The 26,577-nt window shown below is 60.9% G+C and carries 23 protein-coding genes; 10 read left to right on the top strand and 13 right to left on the bottom strand.

The genetic code is table 11. The annotated features are described in order from the left end of the window. Window positions 1-19 precede the first annotated feature (19 nt). The gene (locus tag F1002_RS16965; protein WP_150430234.1) at window positions 20-238 is read right to left on the bottom strand and encodes a hypothetical protein; all 219 of its coding nucleotides are present in this window, start codon (window positions 236-238) and stop codon (window positions 20-22) included. Between the two features lie 178 nt (window positions 239-416). Between F1002_RS16965 and phaC the strand changes: the two genes are divergently transcribed. The 4 genes from phaC (at window position 417) to phaR (ending at window position 4,374) form a co-directional block, all read left to right on the top strand. Next, complete coding sequence (gene phaC / locus F1002_RS16960) at window positions 417-2,147, top strand: class I poly(R)-hydroxyalkanoic acid synthase (RefSeq protein WP_150430233.1); 1,731 nt, start codon at window positions 417-419, stop codon at window positions 2,145-2,147. 20 nt (window positions 2,148-2,167) lie between these two features. Then, window positions 2,168-2,908, top strand: a complete 741-nt coding sequence (gene phbB, locus F1002_RS16955; RefSeq protein WP_150430232.1) for an acetoacetyl-CoA reductase — start codon at window positions 2,168-2,170, stop codon at window positions 2,906-2,908. Window positions 2,909-2,955: 47 nt separating this feature from the next. Continuing rightward, on the top strand, window positions 2,956-3,699 hold the full coding sequence (gene phbB, locus F1002_RS16950) for an acetoacetyl-CoA reductase (RefSeq protein ID WP_150430231.1): 744 nt from the start codon (window positions 2,956-2,958) through the stop codon (window positions 3,697-3,699). A gap of 129 nt (window positions 3,700-3,828) precedes the next feature. Continuing rightward, window positions 3,829-4,374, top strand: coding sequence for a polyhydroxyalkanoate synthesis repressor PhaR (gene phaR, locus F1002_RS16945; protein WP_150430230.1), 546 nt, complete (start codon window positions 3,829-3,831; stop codon window positions 4,372-4,374). 110 nt (window positions 4,375-4,484) lie between these two features. Here phaR and F1002_RS16940 read toward each other — a convergent pair whose 3' ends face one another. From F1002_RS16940 to F1002_RS16930, 3 genes are read right to left on the bottom strand one after another with little or no spacing between them, the layout of a single operon-like run. Continuing rightward, a complete protein-coding gene (locus F1002_RS16940) occupies window positions 4,485-5,912 on the bottom strand; it encodes an efflux transporter outer membrane subunit (protein ID WP_150430229.1) in 1,428 nt (475 codons plus the stop codon). Beyond that, window positions 5,909-9,031 carry an efflux RND transporter permease subunit gene (locus F1002_RS16935; protein ID WP_150430228.1) on the bottom strand — a complete coding sequence of 1,041 codons (3,123 nt, stop codon included), beginning with the start codon at window positions 9,029-9,031 and terminating at the stop codon, window positions 5,909-5,911. The genes F1002_RS16940 and F1002_RS16935 overlap by 4 nt, the downstream gene beginning before the upstream one ends. Window positions 9,032-9,040: 9 nt before the next feature. After that, entirely contained in the window at window positions 9,041-10,183 is a 1,143-nt protein-coding gene (locus tag F1002_RS16930) for an efflux RND transporter periplasmic adaptor subunit (RefSeq protein ID WP_223879651.1), read from the bottom strand. A gap of 124 nt (window positions 10,184-10,307) precedes the next feature. Here F1002_RS16930 and F1002_RS21285 point away from each other — a divergent pair, with 124 nt between their 5' ends. Next, window positions 10,308-10,934 carry a TetR family transcriptional regulator gene (locus tag F1002_RS21285; RefSeq protein WP_150430227.1) on the top strand — a complete coding sequence of 209 codons (627 nt, stop codon included), beginning with the start codon at window positions 10,308-10,310 and terminating at the stop codon, window positions 10,932-10,934. 2 nt (window positions 10,935-10,936) lie between these two features. On the opposite strand, the gene F1002_RS16920 is transcribed toward F1002_RS21285, so the two are convergent. The 3 genes from F1002_RS16920 to F1002_RS16910 form a co-directional block, all read right to left on the bottom strand. Then, window positions 10,937-11,926 carry an o-succinylbenzoate synthase gene (locus F1002_RS16920; RefSeq protein ID WP_150430226.1) on the bottom strand — a complete coding sequence of 330 codons (990 nt, stop codon included), beginning with the start codon at window positions 11,924-11,926 and terminating at the stop codon, window positions 10,937-10,939. Then, the gene (gene menB, locus F1002_RS16915) at window positions 11,923-12,747 is read right to left on the bottom strand and encodes a 1,4-dihydroxy-2-naphthoyl-CoA synthase (RefSeq protein WP_150430225.1); all 825 of its coding nucleotides are present in this window, start codon (window positions 12,745-12,747) and stop codon (window positions 11,923-11,925) included. Before menB ends, F1002_RS16920 begins: the two co-directional genes overlap by 4 nt. 131 nt (window positions 12,748-12,878) lie before the next feature. Beyond that, a complete protein-coding gene (locus F1002_RS16910; protein WP_150430224.1) occupies window positions 12,879-13,361 on the bottom strand; it encodes a bacteriohemerythrin in 483 nt (160 codons plus the stop codon). A gap of 340 nt (window positions 13,362-13,701) precedes the next feature. Here F1002_RS16910 and F1002_RS16905 point away from each other — a divergent pair, with 340 nt between their 5' ends. Then, window positions 13,702-14,049 carry a PilZ domain-containing protein gene (locus F1002_RS16905; RefSeq protein ID WP_191090449.1) on the top strand — a complete coding sequence of 116 codons (348 nt, stop codon included), beginning with the start codon at window positions 13,702-13,704 and terminating at the stop codon, window positions 14,047-14,049. A gap of 8 nt (window positions 14,050-14,057) precedes the next feature. Here the strand turns inward: F1002_RS16905 and ilvN are convergent, their stop codons facing one another. From ilvN to F1002_RS16890, 3 genes are all read right to left on the bottom strand, one after another. Beyond that, a complete protein-coding gene (gene ilvN, locus F1002_RS16900; protein WP_150430222.1) occupies window positions 14,058-14,369 on the bottom strand; it encodes an acetolactate synthase small subunit in 312 nt (103 codons plus the stop codon). A gap of 2 nt (window positions 14,370-14,371) precedes the next feature. Then, window positions 14,372-16,042: an acetolactate synthase large subunit gene (gene ilvB / locus F1002_RS16895; RefSeq protein ID WP_150430221.1), complete on the bottom strand. Its 1,671-nt coding sequence runs from the start codon at window positions 16,040-16,042 to the stop codon at window positions 14,372-14,374. Window positions 16,043-16,369: 327 nt separating this feature from the next. Further along, complete coding sequence (locus tag F1002_RS16890) at window positions 16,370-16,630, bottom strand: hypothetical protein (RefSeq protein WP_150430220.1); 261 nt, start codon at window positions 16,628-16,630, stop codon at window positions 16,370-16,372. Window positions 16,631-16,909: 279 nt separating this feature from the next. Here F1002_RS16890 and F1002_RS16885 point away from each other — a divergent pair, with 279 nt between their 5' ends. Then, window positions 16,910-18,190, top strand: coding sequence for a diguanylate cyclase (locus F1002_RS16885; RefSeq protein ID WP_191090448.1), 1,281 nt, complete (start codon window positions 16,910-16,912; stop codon window positions 18,188-18,190). Between the two features lie 52 nt (window positions 18,191-18,242). Here F1002_RS16885 and F1002_RS16880 read toward each other — a convergent pair whose 3' ends face one another. The 3 genes from F1002_RS16880 to F1002_RS16870 all read right to left on the bottom strand — a co-directional run bounded on the left by F1002_RS16880 (window position 18,243) and on the right by F1002_RS16870 (window position 21,190). Next, window positions 18,243-19,019: a hypothetical protein gene (locus F1002_RS16880; RefSeq protein ID WP_150430218.1), complete on the bottom strand. Its 777-nt coding sequence runs from the start codon at window positions 19,017-19,019 to the stop codon at window positions 18,243-18,245. Window positions 19,020-19,104: 85 nt separating this feature from the next. Next, window positions 19,105-20,637 (bottom strand): fumarate hydratase, encoded by a 1,533-nt coding sequence (locus tag F1002_RS16875; protein WP_150430217.1) that lies wholly within the window; start codon window positions 20,635-20,637, stop codon window positions 19,105-19,107. A gap of 13 nt (window positions 20,638-20,650) precedes the next feature. Beyond that, on the bottom strand, window positions 20,651-21,190 hold the full coding sequence (locus tag F1002_RS16870; RefSeq protein WP_223879650.1) for a TIGR00645 family protein: 540 nt from the start codon (window positions 21,188-21,190) through the stop codon (window positions 20,651-20,653). A gap of 271 nt (window positions 21,191-21,461) precedes the next feature. On the opposite strand from F1002_RS16870, the gene acs reads away from it, so the two are divergent. The 3 genes from acs to F1002_RS16855 all read left to right on the top strand — a co-directional run bounded on the left by acs (window position 21,462) and on the right by F1002_RS16855 (window position 26,573). Continuing rightward, a complete protein-coding gene (gene acs / locus F1002_RS16865) occupies window positions 21,462-23,423 on the top strand; it encodes an acetate--CoA ligase (protein ID WP_150430216.1) in 1,962 nt (653 codons plus the stop codon). A 240-nt stretch (window positions 23,424-23,663) separates the two neighbouring features. Further along, window positions 23,664-23,858, top strand: coding sequence for a hypothetical protein (locus F1002_RS16860; RefSeq protein WP_150430215.1), 195 nt, complete (start codon window positions 23,664-23,666; stop codon window positions 23,856-23,858). 3 nt (window positions 23,859-23,861) lie between these two features. After that, window positions 23,862-26,573, top strand: a complete 2,712-nt coding sequence (locus F1002_RS16855; protein WP_150430316.1) for a sensor histidine kinase — start codon at window positions 23,862-23,864, stop codon at window positions 26,571-26,573. Window positions 26,574-26,577: the final 4 nt, after the last annotated feature.

The raw sequence follows: 26,577 nt of genomic DNA, 5'->3' as shown, positions 1-26,577 counted from the left end.
CGGGGGCAGCGAGACTGTCCTAAGGGTTCGTATCCTGGCGGTTCTTCTCCGCCATTATTTCCTTGAAGCGCTGGCGTTCCCTGCGTACCCGCGATCCCGCGAAGTAGAGCAGGAGGCCGCAGGGCAGGGCGCCATAGAACAAAAAGGAAATGATCCCGGATATGACGGTCGGCTCGTTGGCGGCGACCAGAACGGTGACGTAAAGCCACCCGATGACGATGATCAGTACAAGCGACATGGCATGGCGTCGCAGCGAGGCGAGTAAATCATTTCAAGAGCCTGGTTGATTGCAACAATGTACGGAGCGAGGGTGTCCCCGGCGCCAGAATTATGCATGCAAATGCATTGACAGCGTGAAAGCGGGTATGCAGAATCCAAAAGCTCAAGCCCCCGAAACTACAGATACGAGATTTCCCATGGCGCAGGGATCGAACAACAACGACGCTTTCATGGGTTCTGCCGCGCAGTTCATGCAGGCAGGGCAAAACATGATGCAGCAGTTCATGGATTATCTCGGCAAGTCGGGCGGTCAGTCCGCTGCCATGCCGCCGCCGGTTGCCGACCCGCAGGCCCTGAGTGCGCTGCAGAAACAGTTCATGGATCAGCAAATGTCGCTGTGGCAGTCAGTCCTTGCCAAGCAGCAGGGCCAGGAACCTGCTTTCAAGGTAGCGCCGGAGCCGGGTGACCGACGTTTTTCCGCGCCGGAGTGGAAGGAAAGCCCGATCTACGATTACCTGCATCAGGCTTACCTGCTCAATACCCAGTATCTGAAGCAGATGGTCGAGGTGATTCCGGCCCAGGATGACAAGGCCAGGGAGCGCATGCGTTTCCTGGCGCGCCAGATGGCCGATGCCATGGCGCCATCGAATTTTGCCGCGACCAATCCCGAGTTCATCAAACTGGCCATCGAGACCAAGGGGCAGAGCATCACCGACGGCATCAACAATCTGATCAAGGACTTCGAAAAAGGCCGTATTTCGATGACCGACGAGTCGGTGTTTGAGGTGGGCAGGAATATCGCCACCACGGCCGGCGCGGTGGTCTTTGAAAACGACGTGATGCAACTGATCCAGTATGCGCCGCTGACTCCCAAGGTGGGGACGCGTCCGCTGCTCATGGTGCCGCCGTGCATCAACAAGTTCTACATCATGGACCTGCAACCGGACAATTCGCTGATCCGCTACGCCGTTGAGCAGGGCAACACGGTTTTTCTCATTTCCTGGCGTAACCCGACGGAAGCGCAGGGCCATCTCGGCTGGGACGATTATCTCGAAAACGGCCCGATCGCCGCATTGCAGGTAGTTCGTGAGATCACCAAGGTCAAGCAGGTCAACGCGCTGGGCTTCTGCGTTGGCGGCACCATCCTGACCTCTGCGCTGGCGGTACTCAAGGCGCGTGGCGAAAGCCTGGTGGCCTCGCTGACCTTGCTGACCACGCTGCTCGACTTTTCCGATACCGGCGAAATCGGCCTGTTCATCGACGAACAAGGCGTGGCAACCCGCGAGTCGACGATCGGCCAGGGCGGCCTGCTGCCTGCCCGCGACCTGCAGAACACCTTCTCCTTCCTGCGCGCCAACGATCTGGTCTGGAACTACGTCACCGGCAATTACCTGAAGGGGCAGAAGCCGCAGGCTTTCGACCTGCTGTACTGGAACTCGGATTCGACCAATCTGCCGGGGCCGTTCGCCGCCTGGTACATGCGCAACATGTATCTGGAAAACAACCTGCGCGTACCGGGCAAGCTGACCATGTGCGGTGAGCAGGTCGATCTGGGCAAGCTCGACATGCCGGTCTATCTGCTGGCCACCCGCGAGGATCACATCGTGCCGTGGCAGTCGGCCTACCAGAGCACCCGCTTGCTGGGCGGCCAAGTTCGCTTCGTGCTGGGCGCTTCCGGCCATATCGCCGGCGTGATCAACCCGGTCAGCAAGAACAAGCGCAGCTATTGGATCAACGATGATGTGAAAACCGATGCCGACGGCTGGCTGGTGGCGGCAGAGGAAAGGAAGGGCAGCTGGTGGGCTGATTGGGCCGCTTGGCTGAAACCGTTGTCAGGAGAACAGCGGGCACCGCGCAAACCGGGAAATACCAAGTACAAGGCCATCGAGCCGGCACCCGGGAGATACGTCAAGGAACGCGCGGTATAAAACTTCCCGAGGAGATCACAATGTCCCGAGTTGCATTGATTACCGGCGGTATGGGGGGGCTTGGCGAGGCTATCTGCATCAAGATGGCAGCGCTGGGCTACAAGGTGGTGACGACCTATTCGCCAGGCAATACCAAGGTGGATGGCTGGCTGAAGAGCATGAACAACATGGGCTACGGCTTCAAGGCCTATCCCTGCGACGTGACCGATTTCGATTCGGCCAAGGCCTGTGTCGATACCGTGACCCGGGAAGTCGGACCGGTCGATGTACTGGTCAATAATGCCGGTATCACGCGCGACATGACCTTCAAGAAGATGACCAAGGCCGATTGGGATGCGGTCATGAATACCAATCTCGATTCGGTCTTCAACATGACCAAGCAGGTCATGGACGGCATGATCGAGCGCAAGTGGGGGCGCGTGGTCAACGTCTCCTCCGTCAACGGCCAGAAGGGCGCCTTCGGCCAGACCAACTATTCCGCGGCCAAGGCCGGCATGCATGGTTTCACCAAGGCGCTGGCCCTGGAAGTGGCCAAGCAGGGCGTAACCGTCAACACCATTTCGCCCGGGTATATCGGGACCAAGATGGTGACGGCCATTCCGCAGGAAATTCTTGATTCCAAAATTCTGCCGCAGATCCCGGTCAATCGCCTGGGCAAACCGGAAGAAATCGCCGGCCTGGTGGCTTATCTCGCTTCCGACGAAGCGGCGTTCGTGACCGGTGCCAACATTTCCATCAACGGTGGTCAACACATGTTCTGACCGACGTACTTTTTACCCCGCTCTATTTAATCAAGGAAGGAAAAATTATGACGCAACGCGTTGCTCTCGTTACCGGTGCCATGGGTGGTCTCGGAACCGCAATCTGCCAGGAACTGGCCAAGGCCGGCCACAAGGTTGTCGCCTCCTATCACCCGCAGTTCGACAACAAGGATGCCTGGCTGGCCGATATGGCTGCTGCCGGCTTCAAGGATTTCGTCTGCGTTGCCGGTGACGTTTCCGTTCTGGAAGATTGCCAGAAGATGGTTGCCGAAGCCGAAGCCGCCTGCGGCCAGGTCGACATCCTGATCAACAATGCCGGTATCACCCGTGACCGCATGTTCGCCAAGATGGAAAAGGATGGTTGGGATGCCGTCATCGCCACCAACCTGACCTCGCTGTTCAACATGACCAAGCAAGTCTCCGCCAAGATGGCCGAGCGTGGCTGGGGTCGTATCGTGAACATCTCCTCGGTCAATGGCGTCAAGGGTCAGGCTGGCCAGACCAACTACTCCGCTGCCAAGGCCGGCGTCATCGGCTTCACCAAGGCACTGGCCGCCGAACTGGCTGCCAAGGGCGTGACCGTCAATGCCATCGCCCCGGGCTACGTGGCCACCAAGATGGTCATGGCGATCAAGCCGGAAGTTCTGCAAACCATCGTTGATTCCGTTCCGATGAAGCGCCTGGCCAAGCCGGAAGAAATCGGCTACGCCTGTGCCTACCTGTCGAACGACCTGTCCGGTTTCACCACCGGCGCCACCATCAACATCAACGGCGGCCTGTACTACCAGTAATCCGATGTGGATTTCAGCATGAAACATTGCTGAAATTTTGCATTGCAACAGCAAATGGGCGCCTTCGGGCGCCCATTTTTTTCGTATAATGTTGCGCTGCACACAAACAATCGTTTTGAGGATCGCAGCATGTCGGAACCGGTACGCCTGATCAAGAAATACCCCAACCGTCGTCTTTACGATACCAAGACGAGCGCGTACATCACCCTTGGTGACGTCAAGGACCTGGTGCTCAAATTTGAGGTCTTCAAGGTGGTCGATGCCAAGACCGGCGACGACCTGACGCGCAGCATCCTGCTCCAGATCATCCTCGAAGAGGAAACCGGTGGCGTGCCGATGTTCTCCAGCGAACTGCTGTCCGGCTTCATCCGCTTCTACGGCAGCACCATGCAGGGCATGCTCGGCAAGTACCTGGAAAACAACATGAAGACCTTCGTCGATTTCCAGCAGAAGCTGCAGGATCAGTCGCGCACCATTTATGGTGCGGGCGACAGCACCCATCTGCAGACGGATTTCTGGAACCAGTTCCTGAACTTCCAGCAGCCGGCCATGCAGAGCATGATGACGGCCTACATGGATCAATCCAAGAAGATGTTCCAGTCGATGCAGGATCAGTTGCAGAGCCAGACGCGCAATATGTTTACCGGCTTCCAGGCGGACAAGCCCGAAAAGTAGGATTCCGCGCCGGCGCGTCCGTCGCCGATGAGTCAATAAAAATGGCCGTTTCGACGGCCATTTTTTTATTGCCGGGCTGCTGGAAGTCGCAGGCCGTATTGTCCGGTGACTCAGCTCTGGCCGTCGGCCTTCCAGCCACCTCCCAGAGCCTTGAACAGATCGACCGAGGTACTCAGGCGAGCCTGTCGTGCGTTGATCGCGGATAGCTGCGCCTCGTTCAACGTACGCTGGGCATCGAGCACTTCCAGGTAGCCGGCATGGCCGGCTTCGTAGCGCAGGCGCGAGATGCCCATCGCCTTTTCGGCGCGGTCCACCCGTATGCCTTGCGATTTTTCCTCTTCACCGTACTCGCGCAGGCTGACCAGCGCATCGCGGACTTCCTTGTAGGCGGTCTGCAGGCTGTTCTGCCAGGCAACCAGCGATTGCTGGTTGATGGCCTTGGCCTGATCGACGCGGGCCGAGGTGCGGCCGAAATCGAGAACGGGCATCAGCGCGGCCAGGCCAAGCGACCAGGTATTGGAGCCGGCACTGAACAGGTCGGACAGCGTCTTGCTTTCGCTGCCCAGGCTCCCGGTGAGCGTGAATTTCGGGAAATAACCGGCCTTGGCGACGCCGATGTTGGCATTGGCGGCAATCAGTTCCTGCTCGGCCTGACGTACATCCGGGCGGCCTTCGATCAAGTCGGAGGGCAGGCCGGCCGGCGGTTCTGGGAGGAGTGGCAGCTGCTTGAGATCGCCCGCGGCAATCTTCAATCCCGGATTGCCGGTGAGCAGGGCAAGTTGGTGCTCGGCCAGGCTGCGCTGACGACGTTGCTCGGCCAGCTGGGCCTGAGCAGCTGCCAGGGAGCCTTCTGCCTGGTAGCTGTCGAGTGGTGAGGCCAGACCGGCGTCGACGCGCGTCTTCACCAGCTTGAGTCCTTCCTCGCGCGTTTTCACCGTTTCGGTGGTGACGGCGAGTTGGGCGTCATAGGCGCGCAAGGCCAGATAGGTATCGGCAACCAGGCCGGCAACGCTCAGGCGAATGGAGTCGCGGGAGTACTGGGTGGCCAGAATGCTGGCGCGGGCAGCCTCGTTGGTACGCCGGATGCGGCCCCAGACATCGAGCTCGAACGACGTGCTCAGCCCGGCGCTGCGCGCCCGGCGTATCTGGGGTTGCGTGGCGATATAGGTGGCCGTTTTGGTGCTGGCCTTGGTGTTGCTGATACCGGCCGATCCGTCGATTTGCGGGAAGAAGGAGGCGCCTGCTTCGCGGGCGACGGCATCGGCCTGCTCGACACGGGCGATGGCCTGGCGCAGGCTGGCGTTGCCGGTCAGCGCCTGATCGACCAGGTCGTTCAATATCGCATCGTTGAACAGTGTCCACCACGCCGGGTTGATGGCCGGATTGTTCGCAACGGCAACATTTTCGGCCGGCTTGGCTTCACTGAAGACGGCCGGCAGCAGGGATGCGGGGCGCAGGTAATCCGGGCCGATGGCGCAGCCGCTCAGGGCAAACGCCAGTGCGAGCGGGGTCAGACGGATGAGTGTTTGGGAATTCATGCCTTTTCCTCCTCGTTGTACTCGAGGTGTGAAGGGTCGATCTGCTTGCCGCGCTCCAGCCACTTGAAGAAGAGCGGGATGAATAGCGTGGCGATGAAGGTAGCGGCGAGCATGCCGCCGAAGACGCCGGTGCCCATCGACTGGCGGGCTGCCGCCCCGGCGCCGGTGGCCTTGACCAGCGGGAAGACGCCGAGCACGAAGGCGAGCGAGGTCATGATGATCGGCCGCAGACGCAGGCGGGCCGCTTCGACGGCTGCCTGGGCCGCACTCATGCCCTCAGCGTACTTCTGGGCGGCGAACTCGACGATCAGGATCGCGTTTTTCGACGCCAGTCCGATGAGCACGACGAGGCCGATCTGGAAGTAGATGTCGTTCGGCATGCCGCGCAGCCAGATGGCGGTCAGCGCACCCATCAGCGCGAACGGCACGGCCATCACGACGGCGACCGGCAAGGACCATTTCTCGTACTGGGCCGCGAGGATCAGGAAGACCATGATGATGGCGAAGCCGAATGCCTGCAGCGACGAGCCGGAGCTGCGCTTCTCCTGGAAGGCCTGGCCGGTCCACGCGATGCCGTAGCCATCGGGCAGGGTGGCAGCGGCCACCTGCTCGACGATCTTGATCGCGTCGCCCGAGCTGATGCCAGGCTTCGAGTCGCCCATCACCTTGGCGGCAATGAAGCCGTTGAAACGTTCGACCTGTTCGGGGCCCACGACATTCCTGACCTTGCTGACCGCCGATAGCGGGATCATGGCGTTGCTCGTCGCGCTGCGCACATAGACCTTGCCGATGTCGTCAGCCTTCATGCGGTAGTTGGCCTCGGCCTGCAATTGCACGCGATAGACGCGGCCGGCCTTGTTGAAGTCGTTGACGTAAAGGGCACCCATCGTGCTTTGCAGCGTCGAGTAGATGTCGGCGACGGGAATACCCAGGGCGAGCGCCTTCTGTTCGTCGACTTCAACATACAACTGGGGCACGGTCGGACGGAAGAAGGTCGAGACGCGGGTGAATTCCGGATGCTTCTGCAACTCGGCCATGAATGCCTGCGTGACTTCGTTGAGCTTGCGCGCATCGCCATCGACGCGGTTCTGCACGTAGACCTCGAAGCCGCCGGCGGTTCCCAGACCCATGATGGGGGGCGGGTTGAAGACGAGGCCCATGCCGTCCGGCTGCATCATGCCGAAGCCCATGAACTTGCCAGCCAGGTCCTGCGCCTTGCCTTGCCGCTCGGACCAGTCTTTGAGCGGAATGAACATGGTGCCGGCATTCGGCTTGTTGCCGCCACCGATCAGGTCGAAGCCGGAAACGATGAAGGTGTGCTTCACCGCCTCGTCTTTGGCGATCATCTGGCGCACGCCTTCACCGGTCTTCTCCGTGCGCTTCAGCGTGGCGCCGTCCGGCAGTATCAGTGCCGAGATCAGGTAGCCCTGGTCCTCGGCCGGCACGAAACTGCCCGGAATGACGCGGAAGAACAGGGCGGTTCCGCCGATGATCAGCGCGAAGACCAATGCCCCGACGATGCCATGCTTGAGCGTGAAACTGACCGTCCGGGTGTAGGCGCCGGTCAGGCGCTCGAAGGCGCGGTTGAACGGTGCGAACAGCTTGTTTTCGGTGTGCTGGGCCTTGAGCAGCAGGGCGCAAAGGGCCGGTGTCAGCGTCAGTGCGACGACGCCGGAGAGCACCACGGCAACAGCCACGGTAACGGCAAACTGCTTGTACAACTGGCCGGCAATGCCGCCCAGGAAGGCAACCGGCACGAATACCGCGCACAGCACCAGCACGATGGCGATCAGCGCGCCGGTGACCTGGTGCATGGCCTTGATCGCGGCCTGCTTGGGCGGCAGTTTTTCCTCGGCCATCAGGCGCTCGACGTTTTCCAGCACGACGATGGCGTCATCCACGACGATACCGATGGCCAGAACCATGGCGAACAGGGTCAGCGTGTTGATCGAGAAGCCGAACAGCCACAGGCCGGCAAAGGTGCCAATCAGCGAGATCGGCACGGCGACCATCGGGATCAGCGTGGCGCGCCAGCTCTGCAGGAAAATGAAGACTACCGCCAACACCAGGATCATGGCTTCGATCAGGGTTTTTATCACCTCGTTGATTGATGCCGATACGAAAAGCGTGGTGTCGAACGGAATGACGTAATCCATTGCCTCCGGGAACTTGCCCTTCAATTCGACCATCTTGGTCTTGACCAGCTCGGCGACCTCCAGTGCGTTGGCGCCGGTCTGCAGGAAAATACCCATGGCGATGGTCGGCTGGCCGTCCAGCGTCACACGCTGGTCATAGCTGTAGGCGCCGAGCTCGATGCGGGCGATGTCCTTCAGGCGCAACAGGCCACCCGGGCCGCTGGCACGGATGACGATGTTGCCGAATTCCTCCTCGCTCAGCAGGCGCCCCTTGGCAGTCACCGTGTAGATCAGTTGCTGATCGTTCGGTGCCGGCTCCTGGCCGATTTTGCCAGCCGCATTCTGAGCGTTCTGGGCTGCGATGGCGCTCGCCACCTCGCTGGTTGTCAGTCCCAGCTGGGCCATGCGGTCCGGCTTCAGCCAGACGCGCATCGAATAATCCTGCGCACCGAAAATGGTCACGTCGCCGACGCCCCGGACCCGCTTGAGTTCATCGACGATGTTCAGGCTGGCATAGTTCGAGAGATAGAGCGTGTTGTACTTTCCGCCCTCCGACTTGAGCGCGATGACCTGCAGGATGTCGTTGGAACGCTTCTGGACGATCACGCCATTGCGCCGTACGGCTTCCGGCAGGCGCGGTTCGGCCGCCTTGACGCGGTTATTGACGTTCACCGCAGCCATGTCGACGTTGGTGCCGACCTCGAAGGTTGCGGTAATGGTGACCGCCCCGTTGGCACTGGCCGACGAGGTGAAATACACCATATTCTCGACGCCGTTGAGCTGCTCCTCGATCGGCGCGGCGACTGTCTTGGCCAGGGTTTCGGCCGAAGCACCCGGGTAGGTGGCGGTGATCAGCACGGTCGGCGGAGCGATCTGCGGGTATTGCGCAATGGGCAAAACCCGCGAGGCGACCAGCCCGGCAATGACGATGATGATCGAGATGACCGACGCGAAGATCGGCCGGTTGATGAAGAATTTGGCCATGGCGGTTCCTTACTGCTTGGCCGGGGCGCTGCCCGCCATACCCGCCATTCCTGCCGGTGCCTCGTTAGCTCCCTTGGGGGCGACCGGTGCGCCGGGCCGCAGCTTGATCAGGTTATCCACGATCACCTTGTCGCCGGCATTGAGACCGCCCAGGATGACCCAATCCTTGCCGTACCACTCGCCGGCCTTGACCGGGCGCGGCGCGACCTTGTTTTCAGGGCCAGCGGTCATGAGCAGCGTGCCCTGTTCAGTCTGCAGAACAGCCGATTGCGGGACCAGGAAGACGCCATCGCGCTCGCCGGTCAGGATGCGGACGCGGACGAACTGACCGGGCAGCAACTGGCCGCCGGCATTGTCGAATTCGGCGCGCAACTGCTGCGTGCCCAGCGTAGTGTCAATGTTGGTGGCGAGGAAATTCAGCTTGCCGCGCTTTTCGTAGACCTGTCCGTTCGGCATGACCAGTTCGACGCCCTTGATGTCCTTTTGCGTCATGCGCCCGTTAGGGAACTTGGCGAGGTCGCTTTCGCCCAGGCTGAAGCGTACCCAGATCGGGTTGGTCTGGTAGATCGAGGTGAGCAGGCTGTCGGCAGTCGAAATCAGGTTACCGTCCGACTTGACGGCGCGACCGGTGGTGCCGGCCACCGGGGCGGTGACGGTGGTCCACGACAGGTTCAGTTCGGCCTGGCGCAGCGCGGCCTGAGCCATCGCATTGGCCGAAACGGCGTCGTCGTAATCCTTCTGGGCAATGGCCTTCGCTTCGGCCAGCCCCTTCAGACGACCCGCCTCGCGTGCCGTTTGCTCGGCCTTGGCCTTGGCTTCGGCCAGGGCGATCTCATAGGGCGCACGGTCAATCTGGAACAGCGGCTGGCCGGCTTTCACGGTATCGCCTTCCTGATACAGTCGCTTGACCAGGATGCCTCCGACCCGGGCGCGTACCTCGGTTTCGCGAGCCCCTTCGGTTTGCGCCATGATTTCGATGCTGGTCGGTACTTTCTGTGGCTGCATTTCGATGACGGTGACCGGCATCGGTCCTTGCGGTGGCGGGCCCCCCGCCTGCTTGTCGCCGGAGCAGCCGGCTGCGCCAAGGGCGCCAATCAACGCCGTAATGACAAAAGGCAGCGCCTTGCGCTGAAAAATGGCGGTCGGGGTCACGCGGATTCTCCTTGATTATTTTCGCTGCGATGATTATAAACATTCATGAATGTATGTAAATAAATTTGTGTAAAATCGAATGGTCAGATGTGGCTGACGGTAAATGGTTCGCCGGAGGAAGAGCGTGGTCAGAAAAACAAAGGAAGAAGCGGAGCAGACGCGCAAGGAGATCATCCACGCCGCACGCCGCGTATTCCATGAGTGCGGTGTCAGTCGTTCGACGCTGGAAAAGATAGCCAAGGCGGCAGGGGTGACGCGTGGCGCGGTGTATTGGCATTTTCAGGATAAGGCGGAGTTGTTCTTCGCCATGCGCGAGGACGTTTTTGCTCCGATGGTCGAGCGTACCGATGCCTATTTGTTGTCGGAGCGCTTCGACAATCCGCTGGACGCCATCGAAGCTTCAATAACCGAGTTTTTCCGGGTGCTTGAGGACAGTGCGGTGGTACGCGAAGTCTTCGAGATCATGATTTCACGTTGCGAATACGTTGGCGAATTCACTTCAGTGGAAGAGGAGATCGGCCGTCCGGCATACGATTTCCTGGCCAAGATCGAGCGGGTCTACCGGCAGGCGGCGGACAAGGGTATGTTGCGTCCGGGCATCGATCCCATGGATGCAGCACGCGATACCTGGGCCTTCACCAGCGGTTTGCTGCATTTGCTGTTGAGTTGCCAGCGCGGTTCCGATCTTTCACAGAAGGTATCGGCCATGATCAGCGTCCATATGGCGATGCGGCGCATCCCCTCTGCCTGACGTCAGCGTCGTTTCTCGTTGCCGGGTGGCGTGACAGCGAATATGTCATGCGGCGTAAACCCGATGCCGTTGCTGGCAGGGAGTTGCATCCGGGCTTTGAGAATGGGGTTGGACATTCCGGTGTCGGCGGCAAGCCAGTCGGCAGTCATCAGCCCGTGTACGCTTTCAGGGGCGATGGCTGCGGCCAGTTGGGCGCAGGCTGCGAGGCCGCAGGCGCTTTCCAGCCCGGAGGTGACGACCGTTTCGATACCGGCAGCCCGGGCCCGCAGCGCCAGTTCGACGCTGCCGAGCAGGCCGTGCCGTGCGGGTTTGATGACAAGGCGCCGGACGAACGGATGCCGAAAAAAAGCATCGTCGACCAGTTGTGTCGACTCGTCGAGGGCGATTGGCCAGGGCGCCAGCGATTGCAGGCGACCCAACGCCGTGCGATCGGGATTGGCCAGCGGCTCCTCAAGTCCTTCGATGGGAAGATCGACGCAGCCTGATATGAAAGCCTGCGCATCGGCGAGATTCCAGGCGCAGTTGGCGTCGAGTCGCCATGAGACTTCAGGAGCGGACGACGAGGCCAATTGATGCAGTCGGGCGATTTCCTCACGCACCGGGTTGATGCCGACTTTGATCTTGACGACCGAAAAGCCTTGCGCCGCCGCCGGTGCGAGCATGGCCGGCGTGCTGTCCGACAAGGTGCCGAGATTGCCATTGACCGCCAGATCGGCAACCGGCGCATCGCCGGACAACCATTGACACAGAGGCTGGCTAGCCTGTCTGGCGACAAGATCGAGATGGGCGCTTTCTTCGGCGAAGGCGTTGGCCGCCGACTCGGAAATCCCGAACTCGGGAAGCGGGGCCGAATCCCCCCAGCCGTACCGACCGTCGCTGGTTCGCAGCCGTAGCAGGCGGCCCTGGCGCTCGGTGATTTTGCCCTTGCTGGTGAGCCAGGGGCGTTTCAGGGGGAGCGTGTAGGGCAACCAGTCGGCGGCAGCGATGTTCACGGGCGTTTGCGATATTTCCCGAAGTCGGGGGGGCGGCGTTCGAGCCACGCGTTGCGGCCCTCCTGGCCTTCGTCGGTCATGTAGAACAGGCCTGTGGCGTTGCCGGCCAGTTCCTGGATGCCTGCCAGGCCGTCGGTGTCGGCATTGAAACCGGCCTTGATCATGCGCAGCGCCATCGGCGACAGTTTCAGCATGTCGCGACACCAGTTCACCGTTTCCTCTTCCAGCTTGTCGACCGGTACGACCGTATTGACCAACCCCCAATCGAGTGCCGTGGCGGCATCATACTGGCGGCAGAGCAGCCAGATCTCCTTGGCGCGTTTCATGCCGATGGTGCGCGCCATGAGTCCGGCGCCCAAGCCGGCGTCGAAGCTGCCGACGCGCGGTCCGGTTTGCCCGAAGCGGGCGTTGTCGGCTGCAATGGAGAGGTCGCAGACCAGGTGCAAGACATGGCCGCCGCCGATGGCAAAGCCCGCAACCATCGCAATGACGGGTTTGGGCAAGCGACGAATCTGCATCTGCAGGTCGAGCACGTTGAGGTGAGGTGTTCCGCCTTCGTCGATGTAACCTTCATCGCCCCGCACCTTCTGGTCACCACCCGAACAGAACGCTTCGGTTCCGGCACCGGTCAGGATAATGGCGCCGATGGCATTGTCGTGGTGGGCGCGATGGAAGGCATCGATCAACTGCTTGACGGTTTCCGGGCGAAAGGCGTTGCGTCGCTCGGGCCGGTTGATGGATATCTTGGCGATACCCTCGGCAGTTTCGTAAAGAATGTCGGAGTAAGTGTGGGCGCTTTGCCAGCGGATGCTTGTCGTCATGATTCGGCTGTTGGTTGCAATGAGCCGAAGTATAGCGTCGGCAGGCTGTTGCCGACTTGATGTGCCGCGTGGGTATCCGTGCGGGAGAGCGTGCCTGCCGAAGGCCTGGCATGCTTTCCCGTTGTTTGCGCTTAGCGGAAGAAGCGGCCCAGCAAACCCGAAATGAAGCCGGAACGCGCTTCTGCCTTGGCGGTGACGACGTCATGATGGGCCGCTGCGGGGCCGACCATTTGCTTCACCGAGTCGGCGTAGTCGCGGTCTTCGTTGGCAATGTGGTTCAGCAGCCACTTGGCCAGCATGGAATGCAGTTCGTCGACGATATCTTCGCCCTTGGCGGCGCGCATCGTGAATTCGGTGACCCGCTTGATGAACAGTTCATGGACTTTCTTGTGCGGCTTGATGAACTTGTAGCCGGCCTCTTCCATCATCGACTCTTCGAAACCGAAGTGGGATTGCGTGTAGTCGATCAATTGTTCGATGACGTCGGTGACCATCGCCTTGTCACCCTTCATCTTGGCAATTTCGAGGTCATTGATGTAGTCGACGATACGCCGGTGCTGGGAATCGATGACGTCGATTCCAGTGTCCAGCTTGCTTTCCCAAATGATAGGCATGTCCGTTCTCCCGTAGTCGCAATTCTGGTGCCCTTGGTGCCTTGCGAAAGGCTGTTTTCAGGTGAGCCAACAGTGAAGCGACGGCCAAGTGAGCGGTGCTTTGAAACGATGTTGGCAAAATTGTGGCAACACTTTCTGCTATTTTCGGGGGGGTATTATTGACGTGGATCAATTTGTAGCGAGTTCGCAGATACATCCGAAGGATGTTATATGCCTTTGAAATATTTGGGAATTTGATTGTTCGACCGGAGTGTCCGCATTGTCGTGGCATGGCATGCCTGTACGTCGCGGTGCTGCTCGTGTGAGAATGCATCTTCATCTATTAGATTGGAATGCCTCCGTGAAAGAACGTCGCCGCTCTCCCCGTGTTCGCCTCCAGGGAGAAATTCACCTCAGCCTGGGTGGGCAAAACCTTCAGTTGCCGGCCTCCGATATTTCGGTATCCGGCGTGGGGGTGCTGATCGAGGAGCGCGTTCTGGGGGCTAAGCCCAGCGGTGAGGTGGGGGTATGCCGCATCGAGTCGCCGGATTTGGGCGGCGTCATCGAGGCGTATGTCAGCGTGATGCGGATACGCCGCGTCGGGGGCCTTCGATTAGTGGGCTTGCGCTTTGAGTCGATCAGCGATGAGGAGCTCGAGCTGATCAGCGAATACAAGCGGAAGTGCCGGCTTGAGCCGGCAACTTCCTGACTCTTTTCTCAGCCCCGGAAAAAATTCTCCAGGTTCTGGAAGACGGCATGGTCGGCGTTATGACGCCGAATTCCGATGACGTCTTCGAGCTTGCCCACCTGTTTCATCATTTGCGGCAGGCGTTGGTCTTCGTTGACCAATAGCCAGATCCGGCTGCGGCTGCCGTCATCCAGCGGCAGGCAGAGAATGCCTTCGACGTTGTAGGCCCGGCGGGAGAACAGGCCGACGACGTGGGACATGACGCCAGGGTGGTTGTTGACGTCGATTTCCAGCACGGCACGGGACAGCGCATTTTGTTCGTGGCGGTTGATGGCATTCATGTTCAGGCTCCGATCATGTCGCGGTTGGCAGCGCCCGGTGGCACCATGGGATAGACTTTTTGCTCGGCATCGATGCTGGCATGAATGAGGCATGGGCCGGGGCGGTTGATGGCTTCCATCAGTGCGGCGCACGGGTTGGCGGCCTGATCGAGATCGACGGCTGCAATGCCGAAGCCTTGGGCTACCTTGACGAAGTCGGGTGTGGACTTGAATTGCGAGGCGAACAGGCGCTCCCCGTAGAACAATGTCTGCTGCTGATGCACCAGACCGAGGGTTGCGTTGTTCATCAGCACGATCTTGACGTTCGCACCTTCTTCGGCGGCCGTGACCAGTTCCTGGATATTCATCAGGATCGAACCGTCGCCGGTGAAGCACACCACGGTCCTCTCCGGTTCGGCCAGCGCTGCCCCGATCGCAGCGGGAACGCCAAAGCCCATGGTGCCCAGACCGCCGGAGGTCAGCCACTGCCGGGGACGGCGCAGGGGGTAGGCCTGGGCAACCCACATCTGGTGCTGGCCGACATCGGTGGCGATGGTGGCTTCGTCGTCAAGGCAGGCCGCGACGGTGCGAATCAGGCCGAAGTGCGACAGCGGGTTGTCCTGCTCGGGCATCACCAGGGGATACTCGGATTTGAGATCGGCGATACGCTGCAGCCACTGGGTGCGCCTGTTTTCTGCCACCGCCGGTGTCAGTCGAAGCAGTGCCGCGTCGACATCGGCGGTGATCCCGATGTGGGCTGTCTTGATCTTGTCCAGTTCCGCCGGGTCAATGTCGATGTGAATGATTTTCGCCTGCGGGCAGAAGGCGGCAACCTTGCCCGTGGCGCGATCGTCAAAACGGGCACCGACGGCGATCAGCAGGTCGCACTCGTCCAGCGCCAGATTCGTGTAGCGGGCGGCATGCATGCCGAGCATGCCCAGCGACAAGGCATGATCGACCGGCATGGCGCCCAGTCCCATCAAGGTCATCACGGTCGGCAAACCGGCCTTCTCGGCCAGCCGGACAGCCTGTCCGGACGCACCCGAGTGCACGACACCACCGCCCAGGTAGAGAATCGGGCGCTTGGCGGCGTTGATCATGGCCGCCGCTTCGGACAGTGCCCAGCCATCGGGTTCCGGCGGCGGCTGGCGCCGGCCGGGTGCCGGCCACTCGCCAATGTCGATCACTTGCATCTGCACATCCTTCGGAATGTCGACCAACACGGGACCGGGGCGACCCGAGGCGGCAAGCTCGAAGGCGCGAGGGATCACTTCCAGCAGTTCCTCGGCCGAAGACACAAGGAAATTGTGCTTGGTGATCGGGATCGATAAACCGTAGGTGTCGACTTCCTGGAAAGCGTCAGTGCCGATCATGGCCTTGGGCACCTGACCGGTGATCGCGACCAGCGGGATCGAGTCGAGCTTGGCATCGGCGATGGCGGTCAGCAGGTTGGTCGCACCGGGGCCGGAGGAGGCCAGGCAGACGGCTGTCTGGCCGCTGGCGCGGGCCATGCCCTGAGCCATGAAGCCGGCGCCCTGTTCGTGCCGGGCCAGCACGTGATGAATGATGGATGACTGCCCGAGGGCATCGTAGATCGGCAGGATGGCACCGCCGGGAATGCCGGCGACGGTGCGGATGCCTTGGCGTTCAAGCAGCCGTATGGTGATCTGGGCGCCGTTCAGTGTGTCTGTCATGGAGGTTCCTTTGGGGTTGTCGGCTCAACCGGCAGGCTCCAAAACAAAACCCCCGCCGGTTTGTGCCGGCGGGGGTTGGTGAATTCCGGATGTTTCGGTTTACCTGACCCGCGACGGCACGCGCGTTACGACGCCTACCTTGATTACGCGTACGACGACCGGCGACACTGCTTGGGCAGCGGCAGAGCGGAAGGATCGGGTAGCGTTCATCGGGGGCGGTTCAGGTAAATTCGTGATGGCTTCGAACTATCGCCGAGTCATTCGGGAAAATCAAGCGCGCTGTCAGTAGGGGTATTGCGCTGCGCTTGATCGGTTGTCGTTTGTCGCTCAGGCCGCGACGGCGAGTCCTTTGACCTGGTGCCGTTCCAGGCGCCGCATCTCGGCACGGAAGGCAACCTGTTGCCCGGCGGTGATCATCCGTTGGCCCGAACTGCCATTCCATTCGAACTGTACATCGTTGAGGTGAACCCCGGCGTGAATCAGCGCATTGGCCAATTCGCGCAATTCAGGTTTTTGTATGCGGCAACCATCGCTCAAGGTGGCTATGAATTCGTTCTTGAACAGGATAATGCTGGCAGCTGTCGTCATGTCGTTTTCCTCCTGAAGCTAAGGTAGCGCGATGCCAGGTGAGTAGTGTGTGGTGTATTCCACACTTTGCTGGAAATACTGTGGGTGCCGTTCGCGGATGGGGCCACGGAAATTCGGCGGAGTGTTGCCCGATCAAGCACTTGCATTTATCGACCAACAAGGATTTACATCTTCGAACCTTGACGGGGGCCACCGTGTCTCGCTTACACTCTCATTTTCAAGAAGCAAAGCGGCCAAGCGCCAAAAAAAACGGCCCGGGATGCTGACATAGAGATGACATTGAAGCGAAAAGTTCTGGTTGCTGATGCCTCGAAGGTAGTTCGCGCATCGCTGTCCAAACAGCTGGCTGAGCATTTCGAGGTTCGCGAGGAGGCAAGCGGCGAGTCTGCCTGGCAAACACTGGTTCTCGACAGCGCCATTGTCGGCGTTGTTTCCGGCGTCAGCCTGACGAAGCTCGATGGCCTTGATCTGCTGGAACGGATTCGCGAAAGCAAATTGTCGCGCCTCAAATCGCTCCCCTTCTTTCTCGTTGTTTCAAATTCCTTTGGCGATTCGGAGCGGATGCATGCTCGCGCCCGCGGCGTAACCGATTTCGTTGCCAAGGATTCCAGCAATACTTCGCTGGAGAGCGTGACCTCCATACTGCTGGGCCTTTCGCACGACGTGCAGGATGGCTTCGATGAGGTGGCTCTGGAAGCGCTTCCCGTCGCCGTCGTGTCAGCCGATATCCATCCGGAAGATCTGGCGATGCGCACCGATGTCGGTGTCAGCGACGTTCTCGGAACGCTGGGAGGCATGGCGGGGCTTGAACCCTCCAGTTTCGATGTGGCCGGGCAGGCCGAGGAGAATCTGGGTCACGAAAGTCCGGTCTATGCGCAAGACAGTCTGGATGCGGCGTTGGCAAAGATGCTTCCCGGTGCTGTTGACGGGCGTGGGGTCAGCGTTCTGGCCTTCGGGCTTGATAACTACCAGGAGCTTATTGACCGGTATGGCGAGGAACTCGTCGCACGAACGGTCGAAAAATTCTCCTTCATGGTTGCCAGGAAAATCAGGCCTGAGGATGTGATCAGCCGGCTGCCGGGCGGCCGAATCGTGATCATTGCCCCTGCGACGACCAGCGCAATCTGTGCGGGGTTCGCGAATCGCATCTGCAAGGCCATGGCAACGGCGCAAATCGCGGTTCGTGGTCAGCGTATTGACCTGACTGTCAGTGCAGGTGTTGCCGTGATTCCCGAGGATGGCGCTTCACTTTCCGGGCAGGAGTTGCTGAATCTGGCCGATACCCGTCTCGACGATGCTCAGCGCGCGGGGGGCAATCGGGTTGTTACGAAAGCCAATACCAAGGGGAACGCCTTGGGGAGTTGCGAGGCGTTTGTGCCTCAGCTCAAGGAATTGCTCGCATCGGTCGATCCGGCCGTCTTGCGCCCTTGTCTCGGGACCGTTGGCTTGCAATTGATCCCGCTGCTCAAGGAGATCGAGAGCAGCTTCCGCCTCGGCTTGCCGATCGATGAGTTGAAGCGGCGCCTGTGGGACAAGGCGCGGGCTGAACGCATGCTTTGAGCGGTGTCTTCAGGCAAGGTTTTGGGCCGAGCCCTGGAAACAAAAGCCGTTCTCAGCGCGCGGTCTTCAGCAGACCAATTTCCCTTGCCGTATCCGGGCCGATGACCGTCTCTCCGAGATTGGCTGGTATGTCGGAACGGCTTTCGTCGATCGGGGTGCGCCCGCCCATGATCTCGGCGAGCACTTGCGGCAATCGTGGAGAGCGTTGCGGTTCTGCATAGCCCTGAGGATGAACGGGCTGCAGCGTGGCCGGATCGTATTTGTCGGTGGCGCCGAAGGTATGCAGCAGTTCGTGGGCAATGACCACATTGTTCTGCTGTCGTTGCTGGCGGCTGGCGTAAGCGTGGATGAGCCCGATCTGGCCCTTGGTGAGGCCTGTGGAGTGCGGAATCCTGTCGTTCAATTCCGGATCGTGGAACATCACGAACAGGCGAACCTGTGGCTTGGGTCCATCCGTTGCATCGTGCTGGAAGGCCCACCAGCGTAGTTTCAGGCTCCACAGGACAGCCTCCAGAGCGCTTGGCCGACTTGGCGGAAGAGGGGGTCTGTCGGTCAAGGGCGGCGCCAGTTGCAACACGACGGGTTGCAGGACCGAACGCCCGTGGCGATTGCTCTCGGCTTGCAGCCATTGCGCGACGTCTTCAAAACTGTCGGCACTCAGGTTGTTCAGGTAGTTGCGCGTGGCCGACGAGTCATCGGCGGCAATCGGGTAGACCGCCACGTGGACGGAGTGCTCCCATGCGGTTAGCCTGGCGTTGGCACGCCACGCCCCGAGGCCGACGGTGGCCAGAACGAAGATGAGAATCGCGATGCGAAATTTTCGGAACATGCGCTGAATCGGAATCTGCTGCTATTGATGACAATGCCGGATGCAAAAAACCCGGCCTGAACCGGGTTTTCATGCATGCTGGCGATCAGGCTTTCAGCGGAATCTTGCCGATTTTGACCTGCCACGTTTTCGGGCCGGTTTCATGCACGCTGGTGCCAGTCGAATCGACGGCCACGGTGACCGGCATATTCTCGACATCGAATTCGTAGATGGCTTCCATGCCGAGGTCGGCGAAGCCGACGACCTTGGCCGACTTGATCGCCTTGGCGACCAGGTAGGCGGCGCCGCCGACGGCCATCAGGTAAGCCGACTTGTTGTCCTTGATCGCCTGAATCGCGGTCGGGCCACGCTCGGATTTGCCGACCATGGAGATCAATCCGGTCTGTTCCAGCATCATGCGGGTGAACTTGTCCATGCGGGTGGCGGTAGTCGGGCCGGCCGGACCGACCACTTCGTCACGCACCGGGTCGACCGGGCCGACGTAGTAGATGACGCGGTTGGTGAAGTCCACCGGCAGCTTTTCGCCCTTGGCCAGCATGTCGGCGATGCGCTTGTGGGCGGCATCGCGGCCGGTCAGCATCTTGCCGTTCAGGAGCAGTTTCTGGCCGGGTTTCCAGGAGGCGACTTCGTCCTTGGTCAGCGTGTTGAGGTTGACCTGGGTGGCCGACTGGAGATCGGGCGTCCAGGTCACGGCCGGCCAATCTTCCAGTTTCGGCGGCTCGATCCTGGCCGGGCCGGAGCCATCCAGATGGAAGTGGCAGTGGCGGGTTGCGGCGCAGTTTGGCACCAGGGCGACCGGCAGGTTGGCAGCGTGGCAGGGGTAGTCGAGCACCTTGACGTCGAGCACGGTGGTCAGGCCACCGAGGCCCTGGGCGCCCACGCCCAGCGCGTTGATCTTTTCCATCAGTTCGAGACGCAGTTCTTCCGGGCGGCTCAGCTTGGCGCCGGTAGCGGCCTTGGCCTTCAGTTCATGGATGTCGACGGGAGCCATGATGGACTCCTTGGCGAGCAGCATGGCCTTTTCCGGCGTGCCGCCGATACCGATGCCGATGATGCCCGGCGGACACCAGCCAGCGCCCATTTCCGGAATCTTCTTGAGCACCCAGTCGACCAGATCGTCGGACGGGTTGAGCATGGCGAACTTGGACTTGGCTTCCGAGCCGCCGCCCTTGGCGGCGCAGATGACTTCGACGTGATGGCCTTCGACGATCTCGAAGTGCACCACGGCCGGGGTGTTGTCCTTGGTGTTCTTGCGGGTGCCGGCCGGGTCGGCCAGCACGGAGGCGCGCAGCGGATTGTCCGGGTTGGCGTAGGCGCGGCGGACGCCCTCGTTGATCATTTCCTGGATGCTCATCGTGGCATCCGGCCAGCTGACCTGCATGCCGACTTTGATGAAGACCATCCCGATGCCTGTGTCCTGGCAGATCGGGCGATGGCCTTCGGCCGCCATACGGGAGTTGGTCAGGATCTGGGCGATGGCGTCCTTGGCGGCGGGGTTTTCCTCGCGCTCGTAGGCTTCACCCAAGGCCTTGATGTAATCCAGCGGGTGATAGTAGCTGATGTACTGGAAGGCATCGGCGACGGACTGGATCAGGTCTTCCTGTTTGATGGCGGTCATGCACAACTCCGGGTCAGTGATTTTTTTGATGTTGCAAGGCGAGGGTCTGGGTCATGGTCTTGTCGACAAGCGCCATGGCCAGGGCGGAGAAAAGGAATACGACGTGAATGATGACCTGCCACATCAGCGTGTGCTCCGTCAGGTTGGCGGCGTTGATGAAGCTCTTCAGCAGGTGGATGGATGAAATGCCGATGATGGCGGTCGACAGCTTGATCTTGAGGACGCCGGCATTGACGTGCGACAGCCATTCCGGTTGGTCAGGATGGTCGTCGAGGTCGAGGCGCGAAACGAAGGTTTCGTAGCCGCCGACAATGACCATGACCAGCAGGTTGGCGATCATCACCACGTCGATCAGGCCGAGGACGATCAGCATGACGTCGGTTTCGGTCATGTGGTGCGGGCCGAAGGCGCCGGCTACCAGATGGCTCAACTCGACCATGAACAGCCAGCAGTAAACCACCTGGGCAACGATCAGGCCGACGTAGAGCGGAGCCTGAATCCAGCGGCTGGCAAAGATGAACGATTCGAGGGATTTGACGGGCGAACTCATCATCGGGGGAGGGGGTGATTGGGGGTGACGAGTTTACCACGGGGTATGTGTCTACCGGGGGGCTTGTCCGCTGTCATGGAAGGTGCCTGAATTGTTGCGGCGCAGCGTGATTTCGTAAGTCCTTTGTAAGATTATCCCGGTCTAATGCCGCCTCAACGCTGGCGAGGGGAATGAGGTGTTCTCCAGCTTGCGCGGCTTTAAGCGTCCCGGGGGAAAACCCGAGATCCGATCGGTTGTTTCAACATAATTGCGAAGTACCGCAGAGGAGAAGAATATGTCGAATGAGTCCGTGCAGCTTATTTATCCGTCTGACGAAATCGTCAAGAACGCGGCGGTTTCCGGGATGGACGCCTACAAGGCGCTGTGCGCGGAAGCAGAAGCCGACTACGAAGGTTTCTGGGCCAAGCGTGCCCGCGAATTCATCAGCTGGAAAACCCCATTCACCCAGGTTCTCGATGAGTCCAATGCTCCGTTCTTCAAGTGGTTTGCCGACGGCAAGCTGAACGTTTCCTACAACTGTCTCGACCGCAATGTTGAAGCCGGCCTGGGCGACAAGGTCGCCATCATCTTCGAAGCCGACAACGGCGAAGTAACCAAGGTCACCTACAAGGAACTGCTGGCCAAGGTTTGCAAGATGGCCAACCTGCTGCGTTCCAAGGGTGTCAAGAAGGGTGACCGCGTCGTCATCTACCTGCCGATGACCGTCGAAGGCATCGTTGCCATGCAGGCCTGTGCCCGTATCGGCGCCCCGCACTCCATCGTTTTCGGCGGCTTCTCCGCCCAGTCGTTGCGCGATCGTATCAACGACGCCGGCGCTGTCATGCTGATCACCTCCGATGGCCAGTTCCGCGGCGGCAAGGCCATTCCGCTGAAGCCGATCGCCGACGAAGCCTTCTCCATGGGCGGTTGTGAATCCGTCAAGAGCGTCATCGTCTTCAAGCGCACCGGTGGCGATTGCAACATGGTTGCCGGCCGCGACGAGTGGCTGCACGACGGTCTGGCCAACCAGCCGGAAACCTGCGAGCCGGAATGGGTCGAAGCCGAACACCCGCTGTTCCTGCTCTACACCTCGGGTTCCACCGGCAAGCCGAAGGGTGTCCAGCACTCCACCGGCGGCTATCTGCTGCACGCCATCCTGACCATGAAGTGGACCTTCGACATCAAGCCGACGGATACCTTCTGGTGTACGGCCGACATCGGCTGGGTGACCGGCCACACCTACATCACCTATGGCCCGCTGGCCTGCGGCGCCACCGAAATCGTCTTCGAAGGCGTGCCGACCTACCCGGATGCCGGCCGTTTCTGGAAGATGATCCAGGACCACAAGGCGACCATCTTCTATACCGCGCCGACCGCGATCCGTTCGCTGATCAAGGCGGCCGATTCGAATGCCGCCGTGCATCCGAAGAGCTACAACCTGTCCTCCCTGCGCATCCTGGGTTCGGTCGGCGAGCCGATCAACCCGGCCGCCTGGCAGTGGTATTACGACAACGTCGGCGGCGGTCGCTGCCCGATTGTCGACACCTTCTGGCAGACCGAAACCGGCGGCCACATGATCACCCCGCTGCCGGGGGCCACCCCGCTGGTTCCGGGCTCCTGCACCCTGCCGTTCCCGGGTATCCAGTTCGCCGTGGTCGATGAGACCGGTGCCGACCTGCCGTGGGGCCAGGGCGGTATCCTGGTCTGCAAGAAGCCGTGGCCGTCGATGATCCGCACCATCTGGGGCGATCCGGAGCGTTTCGTGAAGTCCTACTACCCGGCCGACTTCCAGGGCAAGTACTACCTGGCGGGCGACGGTGCGATCCGCGATGCGGAAACCGGCTATTTCACGATTACCGGCCGTATCGACGACGTACTGAACGTTTCCGGTCACCGCATGGGCACCATGGAAATCGAATCCGCGCTGGTTGCCAACCCGCTGGTTGCCGAGGCTGCCGTCGTCGGCCGTCCGGACGACCTGACCGGTGAAGCCATCGTCGCCTTCGTGGTACTGAAGGGCGCTCGCCCGACCGGCGACGATGCCAAGCGCATCGTCAAGGAACTGTCCGACTGGGTTGGCAAGGAAATCGGTCCGATCGCCAAGCCGAAGGACATCCGTTTCGGCGACAACCTGCCGAAGACCCGTTCCGGCAAGATCATGCGCCGTCTGCTCCGTGGCCTGGCCAAGGGCGAGGAACTCACGCAGGACACCTCGACCCTGGAGAACCCGGCCATTCTGGAACAGCTGAAGGGCTAAGGCGAACGTGCCGGGTTTTGCCTACGGTGAAACCCGGTCGCCGGCGGACAATCCACGGATTGAACGCCTGACACGATCAACAGGGATGGCGCGCTTGCCACGTCATCCTGATAGAACAAGGGGCAAGGAGGAGACAATGGTCGCCCATAAGGTGGCCTCCCGTGTGGTCGCATCAGACTGCATTCCCGAACGGCTGGCACGCTTGGCGTGCCGGCCGTTTTTATTATTGCGGAATGGATCATGAAAAGGGCGAGCCCGACCCGCCAGCGGCTGGCAGCGCTCGGCCTGCTTGGCGTTCCTTTGCTGACTTATCCCTTGCTCAGCCTGCCCGGCGGCAGCCTGTGGGGAATTCCGGCCGGCTACCTCTATCTTTTCGGCGTGTGGGCCGGACTGATCGGTCTGGCGGCCTGGGTTGCCGAAAGACGGAGCAAGTAAGTGGTGCTTTCAGGCTGGTTCATCGCGCTGTTGTCGGTGGCCTATCTCGGGCTGCTGTTCGCTGTCGCCCGTTTCGGCGATGCGCGGGCGGATGCCGGCAAGTCGATCATCTCGGCCAACGTCTACGCGCTGTCGCTGGCAGTCTATTGCACCTCCTGGACCTTCTACGGCAGCGTCGGTCGCGCGACCTCGGGCGGCCTCTCCTTCCTGACCATCTATCTGGGGCCGACGCTGATGCTGCTGTTCGTCGGCGTGATCATCAAGATGATCCGCATCAGCAAGGCGCAGCGCATCACGTCGATTGCCGACTTCATCGCGTCACGTTACGGCAAGAGCCAATTGCTGGCGGGGATGGTGACGATCATCGCGGTGATCGGGGTGGTGCCCTACATTGCGCTGCAACTCAAGGCGATGGCGGCCAGCGTCGATGTTTTGCTCGAGCATTCGGGGCGTAGCGGCGTCTGGCTGGGGCTGGATTCGACTTTCCTGATCGCCGTCATCCTGGCGCTTTTTTCCATCCTGTTCGGAACGCGTCACCTCGATGCCACGGAGCGCCACGAGGGGATGGTGGCCGCCGTTGCCTTCGAATCGGTGGTCAAACTGATCGCTTTCATGGCAGTCGGACTCTTCGTCACCTACGGCATGTTCGGTGGTCTGGGCGATCTGTTCCAGCGAGCGGCGGCGACAGCCGATCTCGGACGTCTGCTGCAACTCGATTCGTCGCGCGCCGGAACCTGGACAGCCTTGATCGTTTTGTCCGGGCTGGCCATCGTTTTCCTGCCGCGCCAGTTCCAGATCGTCGTCGTCGAGAATGTGGATGAATCGCACGTCAAACGGGCGGTCTGGCTGTTTCCGCTCTATCTGCTGCTCATCAACATCTTCGTCTTGCCGCTGGCGCTCGGCGGTTTGCTGCATTTCGACGGTCAGGGGATGAATTCCGATACCTTCGTGCTGACCCTGCCTTTGGCTCGCGGTGCCGAATCGCTGGCGCTGCTGGCCTTCATCGGCGGGCTGTCGGCAGCCACCGGTATGGTCATCGTCGAGACCATCGCCCTCTCGACCATGGTCTGCAACGACTTGGTCATGCCCTGGCTGTTGCGTTCGGCCTGGCTGCAGGCACGGCATCATCAGGATCTGTCGGGGGTGCTCATCGGCATCCGGCGTGTCGCCATTGCCTTGATCGTGCTGCTCGGCTACATCTATTTCCGGGCGGCCGGCGAGGCTTACGCGCTGGTCGGCATCGGGCTGATCTCCTTTGCCGCCGTTGCCCAGTTTGCACCGGCCATGTTCGGCGGCATGTACTGGAAGCAGGGGACGCGCGCCGGCGCCGTGGCCGGGCTGTCGGCCGGGTTCGTCGTCTGGCTGTACACCTTGCTGTTGCCGTCGTTTGCCAAGTCGGGCTGGATTTCCAGCGGCTTCGTCGAGCAGGGGCTGTTCGGCATCCCGTGGCTCAAGGCACAAGTGCTGTTTGGGCTGGGTGGCATGGACGAGATTTCGCATTGCCTGTGGTGGAGCATGCTCGCCAATATCGGCTGCTACATCTTGGTCTCCCTGAGTTCCCGCCCTGATGCGGTCGAGGCCAGCCAGGCCGAGCGTTTCGTCGATGTCTTCCGCTTCGACCGCCGTAGTGCCGAGGCACGGCTATGGCGCGGCAAGGCCTCGCTGGGCGCCTTGGTCCGTTTGCTCGAGCGCTTTCTTGGCGCCGGTCGAGCCCAGCAACAGCTGGCCCTCTACGCTCGAAGCCGGGGTGTCGGTGACTGGCATCAACTGCCGGTCGATGCCGAGTTCGTTCACTTCGCCGAGGCCGAACTGGCGGGCGCCATCGGTTCGGCCAGCGCTCGGGTAATGGTCGCTTCGGTGGCCGAGGAGGAGGATCTCGGGCTGGACGAGGTCCTCGACATCCTCGACGAGGCCACCCAGGTCCGTGCCTACAGCCGGGAACTGGAGACCAAGCAGCAGGCGCTGGAAGCGGCGACCAGTGAATTGCGCGAAGCGAACGAGCGTCTGCGCGAAGTGGACCGCATGAAGGATGACTTCATATCCACGGTGACGCACGAATTGCGCACACCGCTTACCTCGATCCGGGCGCTGTCGGAAATGCTGCATGAAGACCCGCGCATCGACCTGACCAACCGGCGGCGCTTCCTCGGCATCATCGTCAATGAAACGGAGCGCCTGACGCGCCTGATCAACCAGATTCTCGACATGGCCAAGCTGGAGTCGGGGCAGGCCGAATGGACGACGGGCGACGTCGATATCGGTGCGATTGCCCGCGAGACGATGGGGTCGCTCGAGCAATTGTTCTGCGAGAAAGGCGTTGCGCTGGAGGGCGATATTCCGCCAACCGGTCCGGTGGTGCTGGCCGACAGCGACCGCCTGACCCAGGTCTTGATCAACCTGCTATCGAATGCCGTCAAGTTCGTGCCGGCGCAAACTGGCCGGGTGCATGTCCGGGTCGGCGTCGACGGCAACATGGTTCGCGTCGAGGTGAGTGACAACGGCCCGGGTCTGACCGCAGAGGAATGTGACCTCATTTTCGAGAAATTCCGCCAGGGGGGAAATACCCTGACCGACAAACCGCAGGGCACAGGCCTCGGCCTGCCGATCAGCCGGCAGATCATCGAATATTTCGGTGGTAAGCTTTGGGTTGAAAGCCACCCGGGAGAGGGTGCGAATTTCATTTTCACGGTGCCGCTGCCGGCATCGGAGGAATAACAAA

It is taken from the genome of Dechloromonas sp. CZR5 (assembly GCF_008711155.1).
Classification (GTDB): domain Bacteria; phylum Pseudomonadota; class Gammaproteobacteria; order Burkholderiales; family Rhodocyclaceae; genus Azonexus.
The sequence above is the reverse complement of the archived record's forward strand: the minus strand, read 5'-3'. Positions and strand labels throughout refer to the sequence as shown.

What these genes read in the sequence shown, in the direction of transcription:
- F1002_RS16965 (WP_150430234.1), bottom strand. Translation starts at nt 238, where the DNA reads ATGTCGCTTGTACTGATCATCGTCATCGGGTGGCTTTACGTCACCGTT.
- phaC (WP_150430233.1), top strand. Translation starts at nt 417, where the DNA reads ATGGCGCAGGGATCGAACAACAACGACGCTTTCATGGGTTCTGCCGCG.
- phbB (WP_150430232.1), top strand. Translation starts at nt 2,168, where the DNA reads ATGTCCCGAGTTGCATTGATTACCGGCGGTATGGGGGGGCTTGGCGAG.
- phbB (WP_150430231.1), top strand. Translation starts at nt 2,956, where the DNA reads ATGACGCAACGCGTTGCTCTCGTTACCGGTGCCATGGGTGGTCTCGGA.
- phaR (WP_150430230.1), top strand. Translation starts at nt 3,829, where the DNA reads ATGTCGGAACCGGTACGCCTGATCAAGAAATACCCCAACCGTCGTCTT.
- F1002_RS16940 (WP_150430229.1), bottom strand. Translation starts at nt 5,912, where the DNA reads ATGAATTCCCAAACACTCATCCGTCTGACCCCGCTCGCACTGGCGTTT.
- F1002_RS16935 (WP_150430228.1), bottom strand. Translation starts at nt 9,031, where the DNA reads ATGGCCAAATTCTTCATCAACCGGCCGATCTTCGCGTCGGTCATCTCG.
- menB (WP_150430225.1), bottom strand. Translation starts at nt 12,747, where the DNA reads ATGACGACAAGCATCCGCTGGCAAAGCGCCCACACTTACTCCGACATT.
- F1002_RS16910 (WP_150430224.1), bottom strand. Translation starts at nt 13,361, where the DNA reads ATGCCTATCATTTGGGAAAGCAAGCTGGACACTGGAATCGACGTCATC.
- ilvN (WP_150430222.1), bottom strand. Translation starts at nt 14,369, where the DNA reads ATGAATGCCATCAACCGCCACGAACAAAATGCGCTGTCCCGTGCCGTG.
- ilvB (WP_150430221.1), bottom strand. Translation starts at nt 16,042, where the DNA reads ATGACAGACACACTGAACGGCGCCCAGATCACCATACGGCTGCTTGAA.
- F1002_RS16890 (WP_150430220.1), bottom strand. Translation starts at nt 16,630, where the DNA reads ATGACGACAGCTGCCAGCATTATCCTGTTCAAGAACGAATTCATAGCC.
- F1002_RS16880 (WP_150430218.1), bottom strand. Translation starts at nt 19,019, where the DNA reads ATGTTCCGAAAATTTCGCATCGCGATTCTCATCTTCGTTCTGGCCACC.
- F1002_RS16875 (WP_150430217.1), bottom strand. Translation starts at nt 20,637, where the DNA reads ATGACCGCCATCAAACAGGAAGACCTGATCCAGTCCGTCGCCGATGCC.
- F1002_RS16870 (WP_223879650.1), bottom strand. Translation starts at nt 21,190, where the DNA reads ATGATGAGTTCGCCCGTCAAATCCCTCGAATCGTTCATCTTTGCCAGC.
- acs (WP_150430216.1), top strand. Translation starts at nt 21,462, where the DNA reads ATGTCGAATGAGTCCGTGCAGCTTATTTATCCGTCTGACGAAATCGTC.
- F1002_RS16860 (WP_150430215.1), top strand. Translation starts at nt 23,664, where the DNA reads ATGAAAAGGGCGAGCCCGACCCGCCAGCGGCTGGCAGCGCTCGGCCTG.